Origin of the sequence: Nocardia sp. NPDC056564, from assembly GCF_042793755.1 — a bacterium.
Taxonomy (GTDB): domain Bacteria; phylum Actinomycetota; class Actinomycetes; order Mycobacteriales; family Mycobacteriaceae; genus Nocardia.
This window is the reverse complement of sequence record NZ_JBHTUR010000024.1, coordinates 59564-79361: the sequence shown is the minus strand read 5'-3', so window position 1 is coordinate 79361 and position 19798 is coordinate 59564. Positions and strand designations below refer to the sequence as shown.

The following is a 19798-nucleotide window of genomic DNA, read 5'->3' as shown; positions in this document are numbered from 1 at the left end:
ATCGGCGGCGGAATTGCGAAACCTCTTGAACGGCACCAGGTAGGGCAGGCCGGAAGGCGTTATTCGTAAAACGCGCAAAGCGGGCACCAACACGACCGGAGCGGGACGCCACGGCGTTGAACTCGGCGGAATTCCATGAGTGGCGCCGGGGCGGGATCGGGTCGTATCGTGGCTCGGCTCGATGGTGTGTGGCTATCGTGGACGCGGCAACAGCCGCGCTCTCATTCTCAGGATCACAAAGGAGTATGCCCGTGAACGTAGACCTGTCCGGCGCGCAGTGGTTCAAGAGCCGTCGCAGTGGTGCCTCCAAGGATTGCGTGGAGGTTGCCTTCATCGAAGGTGGCGCGGTCGGTGTCCGGGACTCGAAGAACCCCACCGGACCGGCCCTGGTGTTCGCCCCCGAGGCCTGGGACGCGTTCACCACACGGATAGCCGACGGCGAGTTCGACCGCGCGTAGCTCCACCCCACAGCCAGTCGTCGAGCCCGATTCCCGATCGAATCGGGCTCGACCTCCGCGTACACCGCTCACGTGCCGGGGCGGTCAGCTCGGATTTCGGGTGGCGGATGATTTCGGCCGGCCGGGTAGATCGGATCGGCCCGGCCGCCGAAGAGGTAGTCACGGAAGGCTTGCAGATAGTCGTCCAACTCTTGCTGGTCGTCGAACCGGATGCCGGTGGGGTCGGACCATTCGTCGGGCGTCGGGTGCCACGCGATCATGAAGTCGAGGGCATCGCGCAGCATCGTCGCGTACGCCGAATCTCGGGCGACGGTGTCGCGGATCACCGGGGCGGCCATCGGCATCGAGGCACAGTACCGGGCGGAATGCAGCTGGACCAGGGGCCAGAGCAGGCCGCGGATGTGCGGGATCTCGTCCCACCAGGTCGTCTGCGCGCCAAGGGTTTCGCTGGCTCGCGGTCGGCGCGGGGGTGCCGAGATCGGTGCCGGAAAGTCGAAGTGCTCGCCGGTTCGGCCGACCGAGCGCAGGGTCGGCCCGGCGCTGAGATTATCGGCGGGATACCAGACGCCGCGCCAGACCGGGACGCCGAGATGAGGCGGATTCACCGGAAGCGGTTCGGCCAGTGAGATATCGACGGTTATCCGGCGTACCGGTGGCAACGGTCCATCGCGGACGATGGCGGCGACCAGGGTCAAGCAATCCCGGGCGTCGTACCCGGTGACCCCAACTCCCTGCGCCAGGGGTGGCCATGCGCAATACGAGCCGTCCAGGTCGAACTCGATCCAGAACCGCCGCACCTCAGGTCTCCTGTGCGGGTGCGGGGACGGTCAGTCCGGCGGCGGTCAGGGTGAGGTGGTGGGTCAGGGTCTCGGCCGCCGCGTCGGCGTCGCGGGCCAGTGCCGTCTCCTCCAGCCTGCGGTGCTCCACGGCTCCGTCCCGACCGGGATTGCGCTGTCCGGACCAGCGACGGGCCAGTTCGCTCGCGGTCCACATTCGATCGAAGGTCTCCAGCAGGAACGGATTGCCGCATCCGTCCAACAGCGTGCGGTGGAAGACGCGATGCGCCTCGGCCCATTCGTCGCTGTAGAACTCGCCGCCGTCCGGCTCGAACGGCGGCGTGCGCGCCAGCCTATGATGGGCGGCACGCACGCGCGCCTCCCACTCGATGTCGCCGCGCTCGATGGACATCCGCACCATCGCCGGTTCGATGGTCCGCCGCGCCTCCGCGATCTCCTGCCAGCGCCGATCGGAGAACGCCGGGACGGCGAAGCCGCGGTTGGGCAGCCGATCGGCGAGCCCCTCACCGACCACCCGCACCAGCGCCTCCCGCACGACGGCGAGACTCACGCCCTGCTCCCTGGCGAGGTCCTGCGGTTTGAGCGCGGCGCCGGGTGCGTACTCCCCGTGCATGATCGCGTCCCGCAGGCGCAGGTAGACCTGCTCACTGAGCATCCGTTTCCCCGACGAGGTCGAGGCATCAGCCGTCCGGGTCATGGTCCGAGTATAGACGATCTGGCGGATAATCGATTATCAGTGCTATGGTCGATTGGACGGCCACACCGTCGATCTCCACGCACGGCCTGAGAGGAACCACGCGATGAGCGCCAACAACCCCTTCGCTCGCCTACCCGAGGCAGCCACCTTCACCGTCACCAGCAACACCGTCACCGACGGCGGCGCCTGGCCACCCGAGCAGTACTCGGCCGGCGCCCCCGGCGGGAAGGACGCCTCCCCGCATCTGTCCTGGAGCGGCGCACCGGAGGGGACGAAGAGCTTCGCCGTCACCGTCTACGATCCGGACGCCCCCACCGGGTCCGGGTTCTGGCACTGGGCGGTCGCCGACATTCCCGCCACCGTCACCGAATTGCCCGAGGGTGCGGGTGACGACACCGGGTCGGGCTTGCCCGAAGGCGCATATCAGATCCTCAATGACGCTCGCACCGCACGCTTTCTGGGCGCGGCCCCGCCGGCCGGGCACGGCAAGCACCGCTACTTCGTCGTGGTGCACGCGCTCGACGTCGACGCCATCGGCGTCCCCGCCGACGCGACCCCGGCCGTCCTCGGCTTCACCATGTCCGGCCACACCCTCGGCCGCGCGGTCCTGATCGCGACGGCGGAAACGCTTCCGGAGGGCGAGGTTTCCGCGCCGGACACCGATCGGGTCGAGGTCTCCCGGCTCATCCCGGCCGCCCCCGACGCGATCTTCGCGGTCCTGACCGACCCGAACGGCCACGTGGAGATCGACGCGTCGGGCATGCTCCTCGAAGCGGAAGGCGAACCGGTCACCCGGGCCGGCGACCGGTTCCTGGTCCACATGGACCGAGAAGCCCTGGGCGACTTCCCGCTCGGCAAGTACGACGTCGAGGTCGTCATCACCGAGTTCACCGCGAATCAGGAGATCGCCTGGACCGTCGAGGGGCAGATCCGCCCGCCGGTCCGCCATATCTACGGCTACCGGCTGCGGCCGGCCGAGGGCGGCACCCTGGTCACGTCCTACTACGACTGGTCCGAGATCGACGAGAAGTGGCGCAAGCGCCTCACTTTCCCGGTGGTCCCGGAATCGGCCCTCAAGGCCACCCTCGGCATCCTCGAGCGCACCGTCCGCCGCCGCGCCGCCGCATGACGCCGATTACGATGCCGGGGAATCCAACGCGAGGAGCGGCTTGATGGAAGCAACATTCGATGTGGCCGCCCTGGTCGGCCATCACTACCGAGCCGACGACTACTACGAGGTGGGCCGGGAGAAGATCCGCGAATACGCCCGCGCGGTACAGGATTTCCATCCGGTGCACTGGAGCGAGGACGCGGCCGCCGAACTCGGCTACCCCGGCCTGGTCGCGCCCACCACGTTCGTCTCGATCCCCGCGATGCTGGCCAACCGCAGGCTGCTGGAGAACGTCATCACCGGTTACGACGTATTCGTCCAGACCGACCAGGTTTTCGAGATGTATCAGCCGGTGGTCACCGGCGACCGGCTGATCAGCGACGTCGAACTCGCCGCGGTGCGCAGGGTGGCGGGCAATGATCTGCTCACCGTCAAGAACACCTTCACCGACCGGACCGGCAGGGTCGTGCAGGTCATGCACACGACCATCGCGGGCGTCACCGGCGCGGACGTCGCCGCAGGCATCGGCGAGGCGATCGAGCGCGTGATCATGCACGGCGTCGAAATGCCCTCCAGGGCAACGGCCGCCGAGCAGCCGGTCGAATCGGAACCGGCCGCGGTGACCGATCCGATCCGGTCCGAGGTCGCCCGGACGCGTGTCCCGCACACCGCGATCCGCTTCGAGGATCTGGCCGTCGGCGACGAACTCCCCACGCGGGTAACCCAACTCACGCGGGGCGACCTGGTCAACTACGCCGGCGTGGCCGGCGACGTCAACCCGATCCACTGGCACGACGACGTCGCCGCGCTCACCGGACTCCCCGACGTGATCGCCCACGGCATGCTCACCATGGGCCTCGGCGCCGGCTTCGTCACCGGCTGGCTCGGCGATCCCGGCGCGGTGCTCAGGTACGGCGTCCGGCTGTCCAACTACACCGTCATCGACGCGCGCTCTTCCGGCAGTGTGGAATTCAGCGGCCGGATCAAGTCGCTGGACCCGGAGACCAGGACCGCCGTCGTCGTGATCGTGGCGAAGTCGGCGGGCCGCAAGGTCTTCGGCCTCGCCACGGCCGACGTCCGCCTGGCCTGACCGGCGATCGGTCGGCCTACTTACGCGCCCGCGCGGGCTTTTTCGGCGCGCCGACGTACTGCGCGAGGTGCTCGCCGGTGCGGGTGGACCGGTCGGCGACGAGTTCGGCCGGGGTGCCCTCGAAGACGATCTTGCCGCCGTCGTGCCCCGCGCCGGGCCCGAGATCGATGATCCAGTCGGCGTGCGCCATCACGGCCTGATGGTGCTCGATGACGATCACCGACTTGCCGGACTCCACCAGCCGATCCAGCAGGGCCAGCAGGTTTTCCACGTCGGCGAGGTGCAGGCCGGTGGTCGGCTCGTCGAGCACGTAGACCCCGCCCTTGTCGCCCATGTGCGTGGCCAGCTTCAGCCGCTGCCGCTCGCCGCCGGACAGCGTGGTCAGCGGCTGGCCGATGGTGAGATATCCCAGGCCGACATCGACGAGCCGCTCGAGGATGGCGTGCGCGGCCGGGATGCGCGCCTCCCCCGCCTCGAAGAATTCCGCGGCTTCGGTCACCGACATGGCGAGCACCTCGCTGATGTCGCGACCCCCGAGGTGATAGTCCAGCACCGAGGCGTCGAACCGCTTGCCGTCACACACCTCGCAGGTGCTCGCGGTGCCCGCCATCATGCCCAGATCGGTGTAGATGACCCCCGCTCCGTTGCAATTCGGGCACGCGCCTTCGGAATTGGAGCTGAACAGCGCGGGCTTCACGTCGTTCGCCTTCGCGAACGCCTTGCGGATCGGTTCGAGCAGTCCGGTGTAGGTCGCCGGATTGCTCCGCCGGGAGCCGCGGATCGGCGTCTGATCGACCGCGATCACGCCCGCCGCGACGGGCACCGACCGATGCACCAGCGAACTCTTGCCGGACCCGGCGACACCGGTGATCACGCAGAGCACCCCGAGCGGGATATCGACGTCGACGTTCTGCAGGTTGTTCGCCGTCGCGCCCCGAATCTCCAACGCGCCCTTGGGCTCACGCACCGTTTCCTTGAGCGTCGCCCGGTCGTCGAAATGGCGGCCGGTGATCGTTCCACTGGCCCGCAGCCCCTCGACCGTGCCTTCGAAACAGACCGTGCCGCCGCCGGATCCGGCACCGGGGCCCAGATCCACGACATGGTCGGCGATCGCGATCGTCTCCGGCTTGTGCTCGACCACGAGCACCGTGTTTCCCTTGTCCCGCAACTGCAACAGCAGCTCGTTCATCCGCTGGATGTCGTGCGGATGCAGCCCGATGGTCGGCTCGTCGAACACATAGGTGACATCGGTGAGCGCCGACCCGAGATGCCGAATCATCTTGACCCGCTGCGCTTCACCGCCGGACAGCGTGCCCGAGGGGCGTTCCAGCGCGAGGTATCCGAGCCCGATTTCCACGAACGAATCCAGGGTGTGCACCAGCGAATCGAGCAGCGGCTTGACCGACGGTTCGTCCAGCGCGCGCACCCATTCCGCCAGATCGCGGATCTCCATCGAGCACAGGTCGGCGATGTTCTTGCGCTTGATCTTCGACGATCTCGCCTCCGCGCTGAGCCGGGTGCCGTCGCAGTCCGGACAGGTGGCGAAGGTGACCGCGCGGTCGACGAACGCGCGGATGTGCGGCTGCATCGACTCCCGGTCCTTGGCCAGGAACGACTTCTGGATCTTCGGGATCAACCCCTCGTAGGTGAGATTGACGCCGTCGACCTTGACCTTCACCGGCTCCTTGTAGAGGAAGTCGTTGAGTTCCTTCTTGGTGTACTTGCGGATCGGCTTGTCCGGGTCGACGAAGCCGGACTCGGCATACACCCGCACGGTCCAGAAGCTGTCGGATTTCCAGCCGGGAATGGTGAACGCGCCCTCGGTCAGGGATTTGGAGTCGTCGTAGAGCTGAGTGAGGTCGATGTCGGACACCGAGCCGCGCCCCTCGCAGCGCGGGCACATGCCGCCGGTGATCTTGAAGCTGCGGCGCTCCCGCACGGTCCGGCCTGCCCGCTCGATGCTCACCGCGCCCGCACCGCTGATCGACGCGACATTGAACGAGTACGCCTGCGGCGAGCCGATATGCGGCTTGCCGAGCCGGCTGAACAGGATGCGCAGCATCGCGTGCGCGTCGGTCGCGGTACCGACCGTGGAGCGCGGATCGGAGCCCATGCGCTGCTGATCGACGGTGATCACCGTGGTCAGCCCCTCGAGCACATCCACCTCGGGCCGGGCCTGCGTCGGCATGAAGCCCTGCACGAACGAGCTGTAGGTCTCGTTGATCAGCCGCTGCGACTCCGCGGCGATGGTGCTGAACACCAGCGAACTCTTGCCCGAGCCGGAGACGCCGGTGAACACGGTCAGCCTGCGCTTCGGGATCTCGATGCTGACATCGCGCAGGTTGTTCACCCGCGCACCGTGCACGCGGATCAGATCGTGACTGTCGGCAGTAGTGGTCATGGTGTCTCCATCCAACCGGTGATCGGTGCTGTCAGGCAGGGTTCGGACGAACGGCGCCGTGCTCGGCGCGGTAGGGCTGAACGTACATGGCAAACCGGTACGCCGGCTCAGCTCAGCTGCTGAATCCGGACCATGTTGCCTGCCGGATCGCGGAACGCGCAGTCACGCACCCCGTACGGCTGGTCGGTCGGTTCCTGGACCACCTCGGCGGCGGCGGCCTGCAACCGCTCGAAGGAGCCGTCGAGGTCCTTGGTTGCCAGCACGATGCTGCCGTAGGTGCCCTTGGCCATCATCTCGTCCACCGTGCGGCGCTCGTCGTCGGTGAGGCCGGGGGTGGCCGACGGCGGGAACAGGACGATGGAGATGCCGGGCTGATCGGCGGGGCCGACGGTGATCCAGCGCAGCCCGTTGTAGCCGACGTCGTTGCGGACCTCGAAGCCGATCAGGTCGCGGTAGAACGCGATGGCGGCGTCCGGGTCGTTCTGCGGGAGGAAGCTCGCGTGAATGGTGATCGTCATGCTGATCAGGCTAATTCCGGCGCGGCCTGCTGCGCTTCTCGATTCCTGATCGGTCTGGTGACCTGTTTGGCCACGCAGGACGGCATCCCCGCGGTCGCCGCCGCGGCGTCGCGCTTATAGGCGCTCGGCGGCACCCCGACCAGCTCGGTGAAGCGGGTGCTGAACGTGCCGAGGGACGAGCAGCCGACCGCGAAACAGACCTCGGTGACGCTCAGATCGCCGCGGCGCAGCAGGGCCATCGCGCGCTCGATCCGCCGGGTCATCAGATAGCTGTAGGGTGCCTCGCCGTAGGCGAGCTTGAACTGCCTGCTGAGGTGACCGGCGGACATGTGCGCGTCGCGGGCCAACGCCTCGACGTCGAGCGGTTGCGCGTACTCCCGGTCGATCCGATCGCGGACCCGGCGCAGCCGCGCGAGGTCGCGCAGGTGCGACGCGTCGGCGGAACTGCTGGTCATGGGTCCGATGGTGCCATGCCGGGTCGGAATTGCCCAGCGCGGAACGCCCGGCATATGCATTCTCGCGGTCGCCGCTCCGAATTACCGGCGAGTTTCGCGCTACCCGTGCGGCGAGAACTTAATGGACCTTAATTCTGTGGGGATGCACAGCGTCCTTCGATAGGACAGGATCGACGGTCGTGACCGCTAATCTCGACCATGAATCACCAACGCTCGAACAGCTACTCGATGATGCCGCATTGATGTCGTTCGAACATCAGGATCACTGTGTCCAGGTCCTCGGTGAGCATCGATGGCAGGTCAATTATGAACCGCCGCGGTTCGAGTTCTTCGGTGACCATCCGCTGGTGTGTACGCGGTTTCACGTTCTCGGCACGGCGGCGCCCGGACCGCAGAGCTGGCTGTGGAGCTGGGCGAACAACGATTGGTATCCGCCGGAGCTGACCGAACTCGCCCGCTCGGTACGCGATTACGGTCTCCGGCATGGGATTTCAGCGTTGCACACGGCCGAGGTGCCGTTCGCGCGGCTGCCCGGGTCACCGACCGAGCCGAGCCGGGTCACCTGGCTGATGGGCGAGCTGGCCAAGGCGGTGTCCGGCAGCTGGACCTGGTACAGCTGCGATGTCGGCGGCGGCACCCGGCTCGCGGTGCTGATCGAGCATCCCGATCTGGCGCTGCCCGCCCCGGAACTGCCCAGGGTCCGGCGGGTGCTCGATTGGGCGCTCGAGCTCGGCGTGCCCGACCACCGGCGCGTGCTGCACAGCTACGCCATGCAGCGGGGACTGGACCCGAGATTCAACCAGGACGGGTCGAAGCTGCGCATGACCAGCCCCGGCGTTCAGGTCGTCATCGCGTTCAACGCGAACGGTCACGTCACCGGGATGACGTCGTCGCGCGGCGCCGCCGATATCGGCTAGCCGGCGGTTAATCGCTGGCGCAGGCGACCGGACCGGCTAAGCTCGGACCCGCGGCGCTGACGAGCGTGACGAACTCCGAGCCGCGTCGGCCGGTCACCGACGACGACATTCGACCAGCCAGAGGCAGCGAGCAGCACGCTGCGAAGGTGTGGTGGCACCGCGACGGACCCGATCGCCCACACCTCCCGGGGACAGCAACCAGGAGGTGAAACCGATGCCACGCATTCTGTGTTCGGCCCTGCCGGCCACCCGGCCACGAAGCGAACCGGTGACCATCGAGGGATGGATACACCGGCGCAGGCAGCTGGCGCACGTCACATTCGTCGTGCTGCGCGACCGTTCCGGCTTCGCGCAGGTGGTCGCCACCGATCCGCAAGTCCGCGAACAGATTTCGGGGCTACCGGAGGAGACGGTGGTGCGCGTGACCGGGACGGCGGCGCAAAACGCCAAGGCGCCCGGCGGAATCGAGATCGTCGACCCGGCAGTGTGCCCGCTCGGCGCCCCCGCCGAGCCGCCGCCGGTCGAGCTGTGGCGGCCGAGCCTCGGCGTCACCCTGCCGACCGCGCTCGACCATGCGGCGATCACCTGGCGCCACCCCACCCGGCAGGCGGTGTGGCAGATCGCGGCCGCGTCGATGTCCGGCTTCCGCCTGCACCTCGACGGTGCCGGATTCACCGAGGTGACCACGCCGAAGATCGTCGGGAGATCGACCGAGTCCGGCGCAAATGTGTTCGCGCTGGACTACTTCGGCTCGACGGCCTATCTCGCGCAGTCGCCGCAGCTGTACAAGCAGATGCTCACCGGCGTCTTCGAACGGGTCTACGAGGTAGGTCCGGTGTTTCGCGCCGAACCGCACGACACCGCCCGGCACCTCGCCGAATACGTCTCTCTCGACGTCGAATTCGGTTTCATCCGCGACCACCGCGACGTACTCGCCCGGCTGCGCGACGTGCTCGCCGCGATGGTGGGCGCGATCGGCGAAAAGGCCGGGGACGCGGTGCGAACCGTGGGCGCCGAGCTGCCGCGCGTGCCCGAGCGGATCCCGGTCATTCACTTCCGCGAAGCCCTCGAACTGGTCGGCGCGGCACCGGACGAACCCGACCTCGCACCCGAGCACGAACGCTGTCTCGGCGCCTGGGCGAAATCGCGGTTCGACTCGGATTTCCTTGCGGTAGAGGGATATCCGGCGATCAAGCGGCCGTTCTACACCCATCCCCAGCCGAACGACCCGCGCTGGACGAACTCCTTCGACCTGCTCTTCCGCGGCCTGGAACTGGTCACCGGCGGCCAGCGGTTGCACAACCACGCGGACTACCTCGAGGCGCTGGCGGCCCGCGGTGACGACCCCGCCGAATACGCCCCCTACCTCGAGGCCATGCGGCACGGCATGCCCCCGCACGGCGGCTTCGCCATCGGCCTGGAGCGCTGGGTCAGCCGCCTGATCGGGGCCGACAACATCCGCCAGGCAACGCTGTTCCCCCGCGACGTGCACCGCCTCAGCCCCTGAACCTCGAACGGGACATCCCGTGGCGCACCTCGGGTTTCGCCGCTGGGATGTCCCCGTCGAGACACTGGCGGTACGGTGGTGGCCAGCGATTACCGGGTCACGGCGAGAGTGGGGAAGATGACGATCATCGGCAGGTCCGTGCGACGGCTCGAGCCAGGCGGCCGCGGCACCCAGGTGTTCGGCGAGCCCTACGAAACCGCCGACGGGTCCACCGTCATCACCGTCACCCGGCTCGGCGGCGGCCCGTTCGCGCCGTCGCCCCTCGGCATCTTCGTCATCAACGACGGCAAGGTGTCCTGGGAGGCGGCGGTCGACCACACGCGCTTGGGGCTGTTCGCCGAGTTCATCGGGCTGGCGGCGGCGGTGATCGCGACCCTCGCGGTATTCCGCCGCCCGCCGTGGCCCGACCTGTCCGCCGCCGGATTGTCCGCGATGCAGAAATTCAGGTCGGGCGCGAAGTAGACGCGAGCCGGCCGATCAGCGCGTTTCGTAGACGTAGCAACCGAATCCGTCGACCCGGGCCGGCAGCGACGCCTCGCCGAAGGCGCTCTTGGATTCGCCTTCGCAGACCGCGACGACGTCCGGCTTCGGCTGCACGCCGCGCTGATGCAGCTTGAATTTCTGCTTGATCGGACCGGCGTCCGGTGCGCCGTTGCTCGCCTGGCAATTCCCCGATCCCTTCGCGCCGACCTCCTCCGGCTCCTCGATGGAGTCGCAGATGTAGGTCCACTGCTCCTCGGCGGTGGCGGCCGAGGCGAGAGCGGTCAGACCGGCCGCCGCCGCGATGAACAAGATTGCGAGGGTGACGATCCGGGCCGGGCGAAAGCGCATGACAATCCCCATTCTGTACGGTGTCGTTCCAGGCGATAGCGCGAACCGTAGCGGAATAGCGCGACGCGTTGTCCGATTTCCAGCGGGTGTCGCGGGCGAATCATCGACCGCCGAAAAGCCGGACCGAAACTCCGCAAAAGGCGGCGACGTTTATCCGCAATTACCGGAGAAACGCGGTTTGTCGAAGTCGGGCAATCAGCAGGTTTCCCGCCAGGCGTCGAGTTCGCGGTGCTTCCGGATCGACGACAGGCCGAGCCGAGCCGAGTCCGCGCAGAACTCGGTGAGCTTCAGCGTGTACTCCGCGTGGAATACCGGCTTGCCCGCGGCGAGGAACGGCGTCAGCTTGTCGCAGCTGGCCCGCTCCTCGAAGCACTGTTCGTTGACCGAGAAATCGAACAGCCCGGCCAGCGTGGACACCTGGTCCAGGTCGTTCTTCAATCCGATGGCCAGGCCGCGATCGTGCGCGAGACCGGCCAGCATGCGGTTGTACGCCAGCTGATCGGCCGCGGAGATCTTCAGATCGCCGGTGTTCTGCCGGTGCAGATCCGCCCAGTCCGGCTCGACGCCGTCGAATCCCTTCTGCTTGCACAGATCCATCCGCTTCGCCATCAGCGGCTTCAGCACGTCGATCTGTTTGATGTCGAGCCAGCGCTCGTCGTCCCACTCCGGGACCGGACCGCTCTTCACGCTGTCCGGAAAATCGCCCGCGTCCGGCCGATACGGCTCCCACGAACCGCCCGACAGATAGCAGATCACCTTGCGTCCCCGATCGTGCAGGGTTTTCACGGTCGCGGCCGGATTCTCGAACAGGTCGATGTCATAGACCTGGGCGTTGATCGAGGTGTCGACCGGCTCGCCGTGCAGCTGCCACTGCCAGGTGAGGCCCCGCTCCGGATGCCACCACGGACCCGGGTCCGCCATGGCGGTTCCGAAGGAGCACGCCGCGGCGACGGTCGCGACGGCGGCGAAGACGGTCGTGCGCAGCCGGCGGCGCGAGGCTCGTGCGAAAACCATGCCCGCACAGTAGAACCGGATCGTCCGGCCCGTTCGATGAAGTTCTTACTGTTCACCGGACGACCCGACGCCGTCACCGTGCCGCCGGCCACAACGTGGCAACTCGTATGCTCGGTGCGCAGTCGTGACGAGGAAGAGGGAGCATCCATGGCGGATCGGGAAGTGCTGACCTGGGATCTGTTCGGTTCGGCGAGTCGGGAGTTGGCGACCACGATCGCGGACGACGGGTTCGAGCCCGATCTGATCCTGTCCATCGCCCGCGGCGGATTGTTCGTGGCGGGCGCGCTCGGCTACGCGCTGGACGTGAAGAACCTGCACGTGATGAACGTCGAGTTCTACACCGGCATCGACCAGCGCCTGGACCTGCCGGTCATGTTGCCGCCGGTGCCGCAGGCGGTCGACCTGGCCGGGGCGACCGTGCTGGTCGCCGACGACGTGGCCGACACCGGCGCCACGCTCAAGCTGGTCCGCGACTTCTGCGAGGACCACGTCGCCGAGGTCCGCTGCGCGGTGATCTACCAGAAGCCGCGCTCGGAGGTCGACTGCGAATACGTGTGGAAGCACACCGACCGCTGGATCAACTTCCCCTGGTCCACCGAGCCGCCGGTGGTGCAGCGACAGGTCAAGGTGCTCGACGCGTAACCGCGCTCAGTGCTCCTTGCGCGCGACGGCGACCGCGTCGAGGCGCTCGCCGAGCGCGTTGACCTGATCGCGCAGGGCGATGAGGTCGTCGAGCGGGTAGCCGACCGAGTCCATCACCGACTCGATCATCTCCTTCGCCTGACGCTGCAGGGCCAGACCCGCTTCGGTCGCGCGCAGTTCGACCGAGCGGCGGTCGTGCGCGCTGCGCACGCTCTCCACGAAACCGTGCGACTGTAGTCGCTGGATCAGCGGCGAGACGGTGCCGTAGTCCAGGCACAGTTGCTCGCCGAGCTCCTTCATCGTCATCCCGGGCCGTTCCCACAGCGCCAGCAGGGCCAGGTACTGCGGGTAGGTGATCTCCATGGCCTCGAGGAACGGCCGGTAGGCGGCGGTCATCGAGCGCGAGGTGGAGTACAGGGCGAAACACAGCTGGTTCGACAGCGACAGCAGGTCGTGATCGGAATCCCCGGCGGTTGCGGTGGTGCCCGGCGCTGCGGCCGGTTCGACACGCACCGCGGAACTGGGATGCGCTACTTCGGGCATTCAATCACCTTACGCCAGCGAGTTTGCCGCTGCTCATGGGCTATTCCGCTGTGCACGCGCCGGTTCCGGCCGATTACGATCTCGCTGACGCAATCAGTGGATCGCCCCCTGCCCCTTGTCTACAGTGACCCGGACATCCGATGAATTGGGGGGTTAGTTGCGGTCGCGTTGGTACCGGTTCTCGAGCGATCGCTGGAGCACATTCGGCCTTGTCGTGGTCGTCTTCTTCGTCGTGGTCGCGGCGTTCGCGCCGCTGATCAACGATCTCCTCGACATCGATCCGTACACATTCCATGCCGAGACCCTCGACGCGCAGAGCGTGCCGTCCGGCCGGTTCGGCGGCGCGAGCGCCGCGCACCCGTTAGGCGTCGAGCCGTTGACCGGTCGAGATCTGTTGGCGGTCATCGTCGCCGGTACTCGGACCTCGCTGTTCATCGCGCTCGGCGCGCTGGCGATCTCGACACTGCTCGGCCTCGTGATCGGCGTTACCGCCGGGTTCGCCGGCGGCTGGGTGGATCGGATCCTGTCCGGTGCGATCAATGTGCTCTTCGGCTTTCCGTCGCTGCTGTTCATGATCGCGCTCAGCGCGGTGCTGCCCGCCACCTTCCCGCGCCCGGTGCTGGTGGTGTTCATCGTGGGCATCTTCGGGTGGCCCGGCATGGCGAGAGTGATTCGGGCGCAGGCCTTGTCGCTGCGCAACCGGAATTTCGTCCGGGCCGCGCTGGTGATCGGGGTTTCGCCGCTGCACGCCTTGGTGCGCGAGGTGCTGCCGAATCTGCGCGCTCTGGTAGTGGTTTTCGCCACCACGAGCATGCCGGGGCTCATCGCGACCGAGGCCTCGCTGTCGTTCCTCGGCGTGGGTGTGCCCGCGCCGACACCGTCGTGGGGCCGGTCGATCGGTGACGCGGTGGCCTGGGTGCAGACAGACCCGTGGTTCCTGATCTTTCCCGGAATCGCCCTGGTCCTGCTGACATTGGGGTTCAACCTGGTCGGCGACGGTCTACGGAATGCGTTCAACGCGGCATGAGGTGGACGATCGTGCGCCGTCGGCTCTCGTCGTCGGCAGTGAAGCTGCTGGTCTCGCTCGGTGTCCTGCTCATCGTCGCGTTCCTGACCTACGCGGTGTTCTACCTGCTGCCCGCCGATCCGGCGCAGCTCGCCTGCGGAAAGCCCTGTACCCCGGACAATCTGCTCAAGGCGCAGCTGTACATGGGCCTCGATCATCCGTGGTATCAGCAGTTCTTCGACTTCGTCGGCGGCGTCGTCGCCGGTCGCAGCTACGGGTCGGGGCTGGCGACGATCCAGTGCGCCGCACCGTGTTTCGGCTATTCCTTCCAGCAGAACGAGTCGGTCGCGTCGCTGATCTTCGAGCGCTTCCCGATCACGCTGTCCATCGCGATCGGCGCCGGGGTGCTGTGGCTGATCCTCGGTGTCGGCGCCGGATTGGTCGCGGCCCGGCGACCGGGTAAGCCGACCGATCGGGTCGTCACCTCGTTGGCCGCGCTCGGATTGTCGACCCCGACGTATCTGCTCGGTCTGCTCGTGGTGCTGCTGTTCGGGTTCACGCTCAACGTCATTCCGGTGAGCGGCTACGTGCCGCTGAGTTCGGGTGTGGTCCAGTGGGCCTGGCACCTGGTCGCGCCCTGGGTCGTGCTCGCCCTGGTGAATGCCGCGATGTACGCACGCATTTCGCGCAATCAGCTGATCGAGATCTTCCGTGAGGACTTCATTCGCACCGCGCGGGCCAACGGCCTGGCCGAGCGGCGGGTCGTCTTCGGTCACGCGGTGCGCAACATTCTCGCGCCGATCCTGACCTTGTTCGCGGTCGACCTCGGCGCGCTGCTGGGCGGGGCGGTCATCACCGAACAGGTCTTCGGGATGCCCGGCCTGGGCCGGCTGCTCATCGATGCGGTCCACACCATCGACCTCCCGGTCATCGTCGGGGTCACCATCTTCTCCGCCGCGATCGTTCTGATCGCCAATTTCCTCGTAGACGCGGTTCTCGGACTGCTCGATCCCAGGGTGAAGTGATGAAGAAACAGTCCAAGACGGCACTCGCCGCCGCCGCGCTGGCGGTCGCGCTCTCGGTGACGTCCTGCAATGCCAATCCGACCGACGGCGCCGGGAACAGCACGCAATCCGTGCCGCCGCAGAAGGGCGGGACGCTGCGGATCCTGTCGTCGAACACCGACTTCAATTTCGACCCGGCCAAGTCGACGAACCTGGCCATCACCTCGCTCAGTCTCATCGCGCGCCGGCTCACCACCTGGCAGGCCGAACCCGGCAAAGCGATGACGCCGATCCCGGATCTCGCCACCGATACCGGAACCACCGCCGACGGCGGGCGCACCTGGAAGTACACGCTCAAGGACGACCTGAAATTCCAGGACGGTTCGCCGATCACCTCGGCGGATATCAAATACGGCCTGGAACGGTCGTTCGCGCCGTTGCTGTCCGGCGGCTTCACCTACCACCGCACGCTGCTCCAGGGCGGCGAGGCGTATGACGGCCCGTACAACGGCAAGTCGCTCGACTCCATCGAGACCCCCGACGCGAAGACGCTGATCTTCCACCTCAACAAGCCGTTCGGCGATTTCCCCTGGATCGCTTCCCAACCCGCGTTCACGCCGGTGCCCAAGGCGAAGGACAACCCGGCCACGTACTTCCAGTCACCGGTCGCCTCGGGTCCGTACCAGGTGGAGAAATTCGACAAGGCGTCCGAGGTTGTCCTGGTGCGCAACCCGAACTGGGATCCGAAGACCGACACCGCGCGCACGGCCGGTCCCGATCGGGTGATCTTCCAGCTCGGGATGCAGCAGACGACGATCAGCCAGGAGCTGATCGCCGACACCGGCACGGCCAGGTCCGCGTTCTCCGCCTCGTTCGTGCCCGCCTCGCAGCTGCCGCTGATCCGGTCGAACCCGTCGGCGAAGAACCGGATCGCCGAGGCCGGCGGCGGATCGCTCTATCAGTTGCAGCTCAACGTGAGCAAGGCGCCGCTCAACGATCCGAAGGTCCGGCAGGCCATCGTCTACGCGACGGACAAGCAGGCGTTCCGCACCTCGCTCGGCGGGGAGTCCCGCGGCGACTACGCGACCACCAACATCCCGCCGGCCATCCCCGGCTACCAGAAGTTCGACGCCTTCCCGACCCAGCCGACCGGTGACGTGGCGAAGGCGAAGCAACTGCTCGCCGAATCGGGACACCCCGACGGCATCGACCTGGTGCTGGTGACCAAGAACGACGCGACCAATTCCGCGGGCGGTCAGGCCATCGAAGCCGGGCTGCGGCGGGCGGGTATCCGGGTCACCATCCAGGCCCTCGACAACGCCAGCTACGACGACATCACCCAGCACAAGGACGGGTCCGGCTACGACCTGGCCCTGGCCAGTTGGCAGGCCGACTTCCCGAGCGCGGCGTCGATGCTGCAGCCCAGCTTCGGCACCTCGGAGATCGGCAACGGCGGCTTCAACGTCTCCCGCTACAGCAATCCGCGGGTCGACGACCTGATCGAAAGGGCGACCGCGGAGGTCGACCCGAAGCGGGCGGGTGAACTGTGGCTCGAGGTCGACCGGATCGTCACCGGCGACGCCGCGAACGTGCCGCTGGTCAACTCGGTGAACACGTTCATCTTCGGCAGCGACGTCCGCAACTTCTACCTGCCGCCGTTCCCCGCCTACCCGGTGTACTTCAAAGTCTCGCTCGCGCAATGACACCGCCGCCGGTTCTGGCCGTCCGCGATCTCGGTATAGCGATCGACGGCCGGACCATCGTGCGCGACCTCGGTTTCACCGTCGAACGCGGCAAAACCCTTGCGCTGGTTGGTGAATCCGGTTCCGGCAAGTCGCTCACCGCGCTGTCGGTGCTCGGCCTGCTGCCGCCGGGTTCGACCACGACCGGCACCGTGGCCCTGTCCGGCAAGAGCTTGTTCGGGATGCGGCCCGAAGCGCTGCGGCAGATACGCAGGAGCGAGATCGGGGTGGTGTTCCAGGATCCGGCGGCCGCGTTCGACCCGGTGTATCGGATCGGTGCGCAGCTGCGCGAGGTGATCCGCACCGATCGCGCGTATTCCAAGCGGCAGGCGGATTCGCTGGTGCTGGAGCTGTTCGAACGCGTCAAGATCGGCGATCCGGCGCGGGTGGCGGCCAGCTATCCGCACGAGATCTCCGGCGGGCAGTTGCAGCGCGCCATGATCGCGATGGCGATATCCCGGGCGCCCCAACTGATCATCGCCGACGAACCGACCACCGCGCTCGACGCGAATGTGCAGGCCGAGGTGCTCCAGCTGTTTCGAGAGTTGCAGCAGGACAACGACATCGCCCTGGTGCTGATCACGCACGACATGGGCGTGGTCGCCGATCTGGCCGACGATGTCGTCGTGCTGCGCGACGGCAGCCCGGTCGAATCGGGGCCGGCCGCGCAGGTACTCACCGCCCCGCGGCAGGACTATACGAAAACGCTGCTCGCGGCGGTGCTGCAGCTGGCGGCGCCGGTGCCGAATTCGGCTGCCGAACAGGCGAAGCCGGTCATCGAGGTGGAAAATCTGACCGTCGACTACCGTAAGGCCGGTGCCAGGTTCACCGCCTTGCGGGAGGCGAATCTGGTTGTCCGCGAACATCAGATCGTGGCCCTCGTCGGCGAGTCCGGTGCCGGGAAGTCGACGCTGGGGCGCGCGTTGTGCGGGCTGGTCACCCCCGCGGCGGGCCGGGTCGCCCTGAACGGTGAGTCGATCGCGGTGCTACGCAAGCGAAGCCGCCGCGCACTCGGCAAACAGCTCGGCGTGGTGTTCCAAGATCCGATGTCGTCGTTGAATCCGCAGCACACGGTGCGGCAATCGATCGAACTGCCGTTGCGCGTGCACACCGAGCTCGACGATGAGCGACGGCGCGAACGCGTCGAGGAGCTGCTCGACGAGGTATCGCTCGACCGAGGCCTGATCGCGCGCTACCCGCGCCAGCTCTCCGGCGGACAGCGCCAGCGGGTGGCCATCGCCCGCGCGCTGGCCGTGCAACCCGATGTGCTCGTGCTGGACGAGCCGACCAGCGCCCTGGACGCGGCCGTTCAAGCGTCGGTGCTGGCGCTGATCCGGCGGCTGCAATCGAAACTCGGCTTCGCGGCGGTGTTCATCACCCACGATTTCGCGATCGTCCAGCAACTCGCCGACCACGTGGTGGTCCTGCGCGACGGCGCCATCGTCGAACAGGGTCCCACCCCACAGGTGCTCACCGAACCCTGCTCGGCCTACACCCGGCGCCTGTTGCTGGCGGTGCCGGTGGCCGATCCAGAGGCTCAGCTGCGTCGGCGCGAGCTGTGGGCGCGCACGCAACCGGGTCTGCTGGTCAACTCGCTCGATTGATGATTTGCTGTCAGTTGTCTGATCTCGTTATCTCCCGGACCGATCAGGAAGGGAACACGATGAGCACAGAACTTTCCGACACCGCGATCGCGCCCGCGTCGGCGCGCGTCCGGGCAATGCCCGCGGTCAGCCGGGATCGCGAGGCGGGCCGCGCGGCCAGGGCCCGCGCGCCGCGGCGGTCGGCGGGTGACTGGGATCCGAGCGGTCGTTCGATGTCGGCGCTCGGCCGGTTGCGCGCCCAGGAGGCGGTGCGCGACGCCGAGTTGCTGCCGTTGCGCTACGCCAGGATGAGCTCGTCACCGTGGGCGTATCTGCGCGGCGCGGCGGCGGTGATGGCCGCGGATCTGGCGGCGCGCGCGCATTCCGGCTTGATGGTGCAGATGTGCGGGGACGCGCACATTCTCAATTTCGGGTTGTGGGCGTCGCCGGAGCGGCAATTGCTGTTCGACGCTCGGGATTTCGACGAGACCCTGCCCGGTCCGTTCGAGTGGGACCTCGAGCGGCTCTGCACGAGCGTGTACGTGCTCGCGGCCACCGAGGGGATCGCGGCGTCGACGGCGGACGCGGCGGCGGCAGCGGCCGTCGATGGTTATCGCACGGCGATGCGCCGCTATGCCCGATCGGGCGAATTGGACGTGTGGTACGACCGGATCACCGCGGATGTTCCGTTGCGGCGCTTGGACTCCCAGTTCGCCAAACACGCCAAACGGACGATCGGCAAGCAGAGCAAGACGCGCTCGCAGGAGGGGACGGCGCGCCAGCTGGTCACCGTAGTGAACGGGCAGCGGCGCATTGCCGATGATCCGATCAAACGCCGCCACGTCGAGCTCACCGATGTGGACGAGATCCGGATGTACGAGCAGATCTTCGACACCTATCTGGCGTCGATCCCGCCCCACCTGATCCGGCTCGTCGCTCGCTTCTCCCGGCTGGACACGGTCCAGCAGGTGGTCGGGGTGGGCAGCGTCGGAATGCGGGTCTACCTGCATCTCATGGAGGGCGACAGCGGCGAGCTGGTCTTCTTCCAGATGAAGCAGGCCACCGCCTCGGTTTATGCGGAGTTCCTCGGCCCGAGCGAGTTCGGCAACCACGGCGAGCGGGTCTGCGTCGGCCAGCGGTTGATGCAGTCCGCAAGCGACATCTTTCTCGGCTCGGTCCGCGTAGACGGAATCGATTACTACACAAGACAATTCCGCGACATGAAGATCATCCCCAGCGGTAGTCAGATCGCGGGCTACCTACCGCAGTTCGCCGAGACGTGCGGTTCGGCGCTGGCCAAGTCACACGCTCGCAGCGGCGAACCCGAGGCGATCGAGGCGTACATCGGGAAGGGCGCGGCCTTCACCGCCGGGATTCTCGATTTCGCCCGCGCGTACGCGGCGCAGACGCATACCGATCACGCCGCGCTGGTAGCGGCGATCGAGTCCGGCGAGGTGCGGGCCGCGGAGCGCGGCTGGTGAT

General features: G+C 67.4%; 20 protein-coding genes and 1 pseudogene. 13 read left to right on the top strand and 8 right to left on the bottom strand.

What is annotated here, in order from left to right:
* The first annotated feature begins 251 nt into the window (after positions 1–251).
* On the top strand, positions 252–458 hold the full coding sequence (locus tag ACFQ9K_RS39085) for a DUF397 domain-containing protein (RefSeq protein ID WP_378721935.1): 207 nt from the start codon (positions 252–254) through the stop codon (positions 456–458).
* A 68-nt stretch (positions 459–526) separates the two neighbouring features.
* Here ACFQ9K_RS39085 and ACFQ9K_RS39080 read toward each other — a convergent pair whose 3' ends face one another.
* Both ACFQ9K_RS39080 and ACFQ9K_RS39075 read right to left on the bottom strand, forming a co-directional pair.
* Complete coding sequence (locus ACFQ9K_RS39080) at positions 527–1255, bottom strand: hypothetical protein (protein WP_378718209.1); 729 nt, start codon at positions 1253–1255, stop codon at positions 527–529.
* A 1-nt stretch (position 1256) separates the two neighbouring features.
* Positions 1257–1952 carry a GntR family transcriptional regulator gene (locus ACFQ9K_RS39075; RefSeq protein ID WP_378718210.1) on the bottom strand — a complete coding sequence of 232 codons (696 nt, stop codon included), beginning with the start codon at positions 1950–1952 and terminating at the stop codon, positions 1257–1259.
* Between the two features lie 103 nt (positions 1953–2055).
* Here ACFQ9K_RS39075 and ACFQ9K_RS39070 point away from each other — a divergent pair.
* The 3 genes and pseudogenes from ACFQ9K_RS39070 to ACFQ9K_RS39060 all read left to right on the top strand — a co-directional run.
* Positions 2056–2577 (top strand): annotated as a pseudogene (locus tag ACFQ9K_RS39070) (YbhB/YbcL family Raf kinase inhibitor-like protein); the annotation flags it as partial.
* The gene (locus tag ACFQ9K_RS39065) at positions 2560–3081 is read left to right on the top strand and encodes an SRPBCC family protein (RefSeq protein ID WP_378984331.1); all 522 of its coding nucleotides are present in this window, start codon (positions 2560–2562) and stop codon (positions 3079–3081) included. The pseudogene ACFQ9K_RS39070 and the gene ACFQ9K_RS39065, both read left to right, overlap by 18 nt.
* A 43-nt stretch (positions 3082–3124) precedes the next feature.
* On the top strand, positions 3125–4153 hold the full coding sequence (locus tag ACFQ9K_RS39060; protein WP_378718211.1) for a fused (3R)-hydroxyacyl-ACP dehydratase subunits HadA/HadB: 1029 nt from the start codon (positions 3125–3127) through the stop codon (positions 4151–4153).
* 16 nt (positions 4154–4169) lie between these two features.
* Here ACFQ9K_RS39060 and ACFQ9K_RS39055 read toward each other — a convergent pair whose 3' ends face one another.
* The 3 genes from ACFQ9K_RS39055 to ACFQ9K_RS39045 all read right to left on the bottom strand — a co-directional run bounded on the left by ACFQ9K_RS39055 (position 4170) and on the right by ACFQ9K_RS39045 (position 7527).
* Positions 4170–6554: an ATP-binding cassette domain-containing protein gene (locus ACFQ9K_RS39055; RefSeq protein ID WP_378718213.1), complete on the bottom strand. Its 2385-nt coding sequence runs from the start codon at positions 6552–6554 to the stop codon at positions 4170–4172.
* Positions 6555–6661: 107 nt separating this feature from the next.
* Complete coding sequence (locus tag ACFQ9K_RS39050) at positions 6662–7072, bottom strand: VOC family protein (protein WP_378718215.1); 411 nt, start codon at positions 7070–7072, stop codon at positions 6662–6664.
* A gap of 5 nt (positions 7073–7077) precedes the next feature.
* Positions 7078–7527, bottom strand: coding sequence for a helix-turn-helix transcriptional regulator (locus ACFQ9K_RS39045; protein WP_378718216.1), 450 nt, complete (start codon positions 7525–7527; stop codon positions 7078–7080).
* Positions 7528–7706: 179 nt separating this feature from the next.
* On the opposite strand from ACFQ9K_RS39045, the gene ACFQ9K_RS39040 reads away from it, so the two are divergent.
* From ACFQ9K_RS39040 to ACFQ9K_RS39030, 3 genes are all read left to right on the top strand, one after another.
* A complete protein-coding gene (locus ACFQ9K_RS39040) occupies positions 7707–8444 on the top strand; it encodes a DUF6882 domain-containing protein (RefSeq protein ID WP_378718217.1) in 738 nt (245 codons plus the stop codon).
* A gap of 214 nt (positions 8445–8658) precedes the next feature.
* The gene (gene aspS / locus ACFQ9K_RS39035) at positions 8659–9951 is read left to right on the top strand and encodes an aspartate--tRNA(Asn) ligase (protein ID WP_378718219.1); all 1293 of its coding nucleotides are present in this window, start codon (positions 8659–8661) and stop codon (positions 9949–9951) included.
* A 117-nt stretch (positions 9952–10068) separates the two neighbouring features.
* Positions 10069–10413 carry a hypothetical protein gene (locus ACFQ9K_RS39030; protein ID WP_378718220.1) on the top strand — a complete coding sequence of 115 codons (345 nt, stop codon included), beginning with the start codon at positions 10069–10071 and terminating at the stop codon, positions 10411–10413.
* Between the two features lie 15 nt (positions 10414–10428).
* Here the strand turns inward: ACFQ9K_RS39030 and ACFQ9K_RS39025 are convergent, their stop codons facing one another.
* Together ACFQ9K_RS39025 and ACFQ9K_RS39020 are read right to left on the bottom strand one after the other, a co-directional pair.
* Positions 10429–10782 (bottom strand): hypothetical protein, encoded by a 354-nt coding sequence (locus ACFQ9K_RS39025; protein ID WP_378718222.1) that lies wholly within the window; start codon positions 10780–10782, stop codon positions 10429–10431.
* A gap of 195 nt (positions 10783–10977) precedes the next feature.
* Positions 10978–11796 (bottom strand): endo alpha-1,4 polygalactosaminidase, encoded by an 819-nt coding sequence (locus ACFQ9K_RS39020; protein WP_378718223.1) that lies wholly within the window; start codon positions 11794–11796, stop codon positions 10978–10980.
* Between the two features lie 147 nt (positions 11797–11943).
* Between ACFQ9K_RS39020 and ACFQ9K_RS39015 the strand changes: the two genes are divergently transcribed.
* The gene (locus tag ACFQ9K_RS39015; RefSeq protein WP_167462628.1) at positions 11944–12438 is read left to right on the top strand and encodes a phosphoribosyltransferase; all 495 of its coding nucleotides are present in this window, start codon (positions 11944–11946) and stop codon (positions 12436–12438) included.
* Positions 12439–12444: 6 nt separating this feature from the next.
* Here ACFQ9K_RS39015 and ACFQ9K_RS39010 read toward each other — a convergent pair whose 3' ends face one another.
* Complete coding sequence (locus ACFQ9K_RS39010; RefSeq protein ID WP_378718225.1) at positions 12445–12981, bottom strand: MarR family winged helix-turn-helix transcriptional regulator; 537 nt, start codon at positions 12979–12981, stop codon at positions 12445–12447.
* Between the two features lie 157 nt (positions 12982–13138).
* On the opposite strand from ACFQ9K_RS39010, the gene ACFQ9K_RS39005 reads away from it, so the two are divergent.
* Genes ACFQ9K_RS39005 through ACFQ9K_RS38985 form a run of 5 tightly spaced genes read left to right on the top strand, consistent with a single transcriptional unit; the run spans position 13139 to position 19797 of the window.
* The gene (locus ACFQ9K_RS39005) at positions 13139–14008 is read left to right on the top strand and encodes an ABC transporter permease (protein WP_378718226.1); all 870 of its coding nucleotides are present in this window, start codon (positions 13139–13141) and stop codon (positions 14006–14008) included.
* Positions 14009–14019: 11 nt separating this feature from the next.
* The gene (locus ACFQ9K_RS39000; RefSeq protein ID WP_378718227.1) at positions 14020–15012 is read left to right on the top strand and encodes an ABC transporter permease; all 993 of its coding nucleotides are present in this window, start codon (positions 14020–14022) and stop codon (positions 15010–15012) included.
* A complete protein-coding gene (locus ACFQ9K_RS38995; RefSeq protein WP_378718228.1) occupies positions 15012–16694 on the top strand; it encodes an ABC transporter substrate-binding protein in 1683 nt (560 codons plus the stop codon). Before ACFQ9K_RS39000 ends, ACFQ9K_RS38995 begins: the two co-directional genes overlap by 1 nt.
* The gene (locus ACFQ9K_RS38990; RefSeq protein ID WP_378718229.1) at positions 16691–18337 is read left to right on the top strand and encodes a dipeptide ABC transporter ATP-binding protein; all 1647 of its coding nucleotides are present in this window, start codon (positions 16691–16693) and stop codon (positions 18335–18337) included. The genes ACFQ9K_RS38995 and ACFQ9K_RS38990 overlap by 4 nt, the downstream gene beginning before the upstream one ends.
* Positions 18338–18396: 59 nt before the next feature.
* Positions 18397–19797 carry a DUF2252 domain-containing protein gene (locus tag ACFQ9K_RS38985; RefSeq protein WP_378718230.1) on the top strand — a complete coding sequence of 467 codons (1401 nt, stop codon included), beginning with the start codon at positions 18397–18399 and terminating at the stop codon, positions 19795–19797.
* Position 19798: the final 1 nt, after the last annotated feature.

Coding starts and splice junctions, on each gene's coding strand:
- ACFQ9K_RS39075 (WP_378718210.1), bottom strand. CDS start 1,952: ATGACCCGGACGGCTGATGCCTCGACCTCGTCGGGGAAACGGATGCTC.
- ACFQ9K_RS39060 (WP_378718211.1), top strand. CDS start 3,125: ATGGAAGCAACATTCGATGTGGCCGCCCTGGTCGGCCATCACTACCGA.
- ACFQ9K_RS39055 (WP_378718213.1), bottom strand. CDS start 6,554: ATGACCACTACTGCCGACAGTCACGATCTGATCCGCGTGCACGGTGCG.
- ACFQ9K_RS39050 (WP_378718215.1), bottom strand. CDS start 7,072: ATGACGATCACCATTCACGCGAGCTTCCTCCCGCAGAACGACCCGGAC.
- ACFQ9K_RS39045 (WP_378718216.1), bottom strand. CDS start 7,527: ATGACCAGCAGTTCCGCCGACGCGTCGCACCTGCGCGACCTCGCGCGG.
- aspS (WP_378718219.1), top strand. CDS start 8,659: ATGCCACGCATTCTGTGTTCGGCCCTGCCGGCCACCCGGCCACGAAGC.
- ACFQ9K_RS39030 (WP_378718220.1), top strand. CDS start 10,069: ATGACGATCATCGGCAGGTCCGTGCGACGGCTCGAGCCAGGCGGCCGC.
- ACFQ9K_RS39025 (WP_378718222.1), bottom strand. CDS start 10,782: ATGCGCTTTCGCCCGGCCCGGATCGTCACCCTCGCAATCTTGTTCATC.
- ACFQ9K_RS39020 (WP_378718223.1), bottom strand. CDS start 11,796: ATGGTTTTCGCACGAGCCTCGCGCCGCCGGCTGCGCACGACCGTCTTC.
- ACFQ9K_RS39015 (WP_167462628.1), top strand. CDS start 11,944: ATGGCGGATCGGGAAGTGCTGACCTGGGATCTGTTCGGTTCGGCGAGT.
- ACFQ9K_RS39010 (WP_378718225.1), bottom strand. CDS start 12,981: ATGCCCGAAGTAGCGCATCCCAGTTCCGCGGTGCGTGTCGAACCGGCC.
- ACFQ9K_RS38995 (WP_378718228.1), top strand. CDS start 15,012: ATGAAGAAACAGTCCAAGACGGCACTCGCCGCCGCCGCGCTGGCGGTC.
- ACFQ9K_RS38990 (WP_378718229.1), top strand. CDS start 16,691: ATGACACCGCCGCCGGTTCTGGCCGTCCGCGATCTCGGTATAGCGATC.
- ACFQ9K_RS38985 (WP_378718230.1), top strand. CDS start 18,397: ATGAGCACAGAACTTTCCGACACCGCGATCGCGCCCGCGTCGGCGCGC.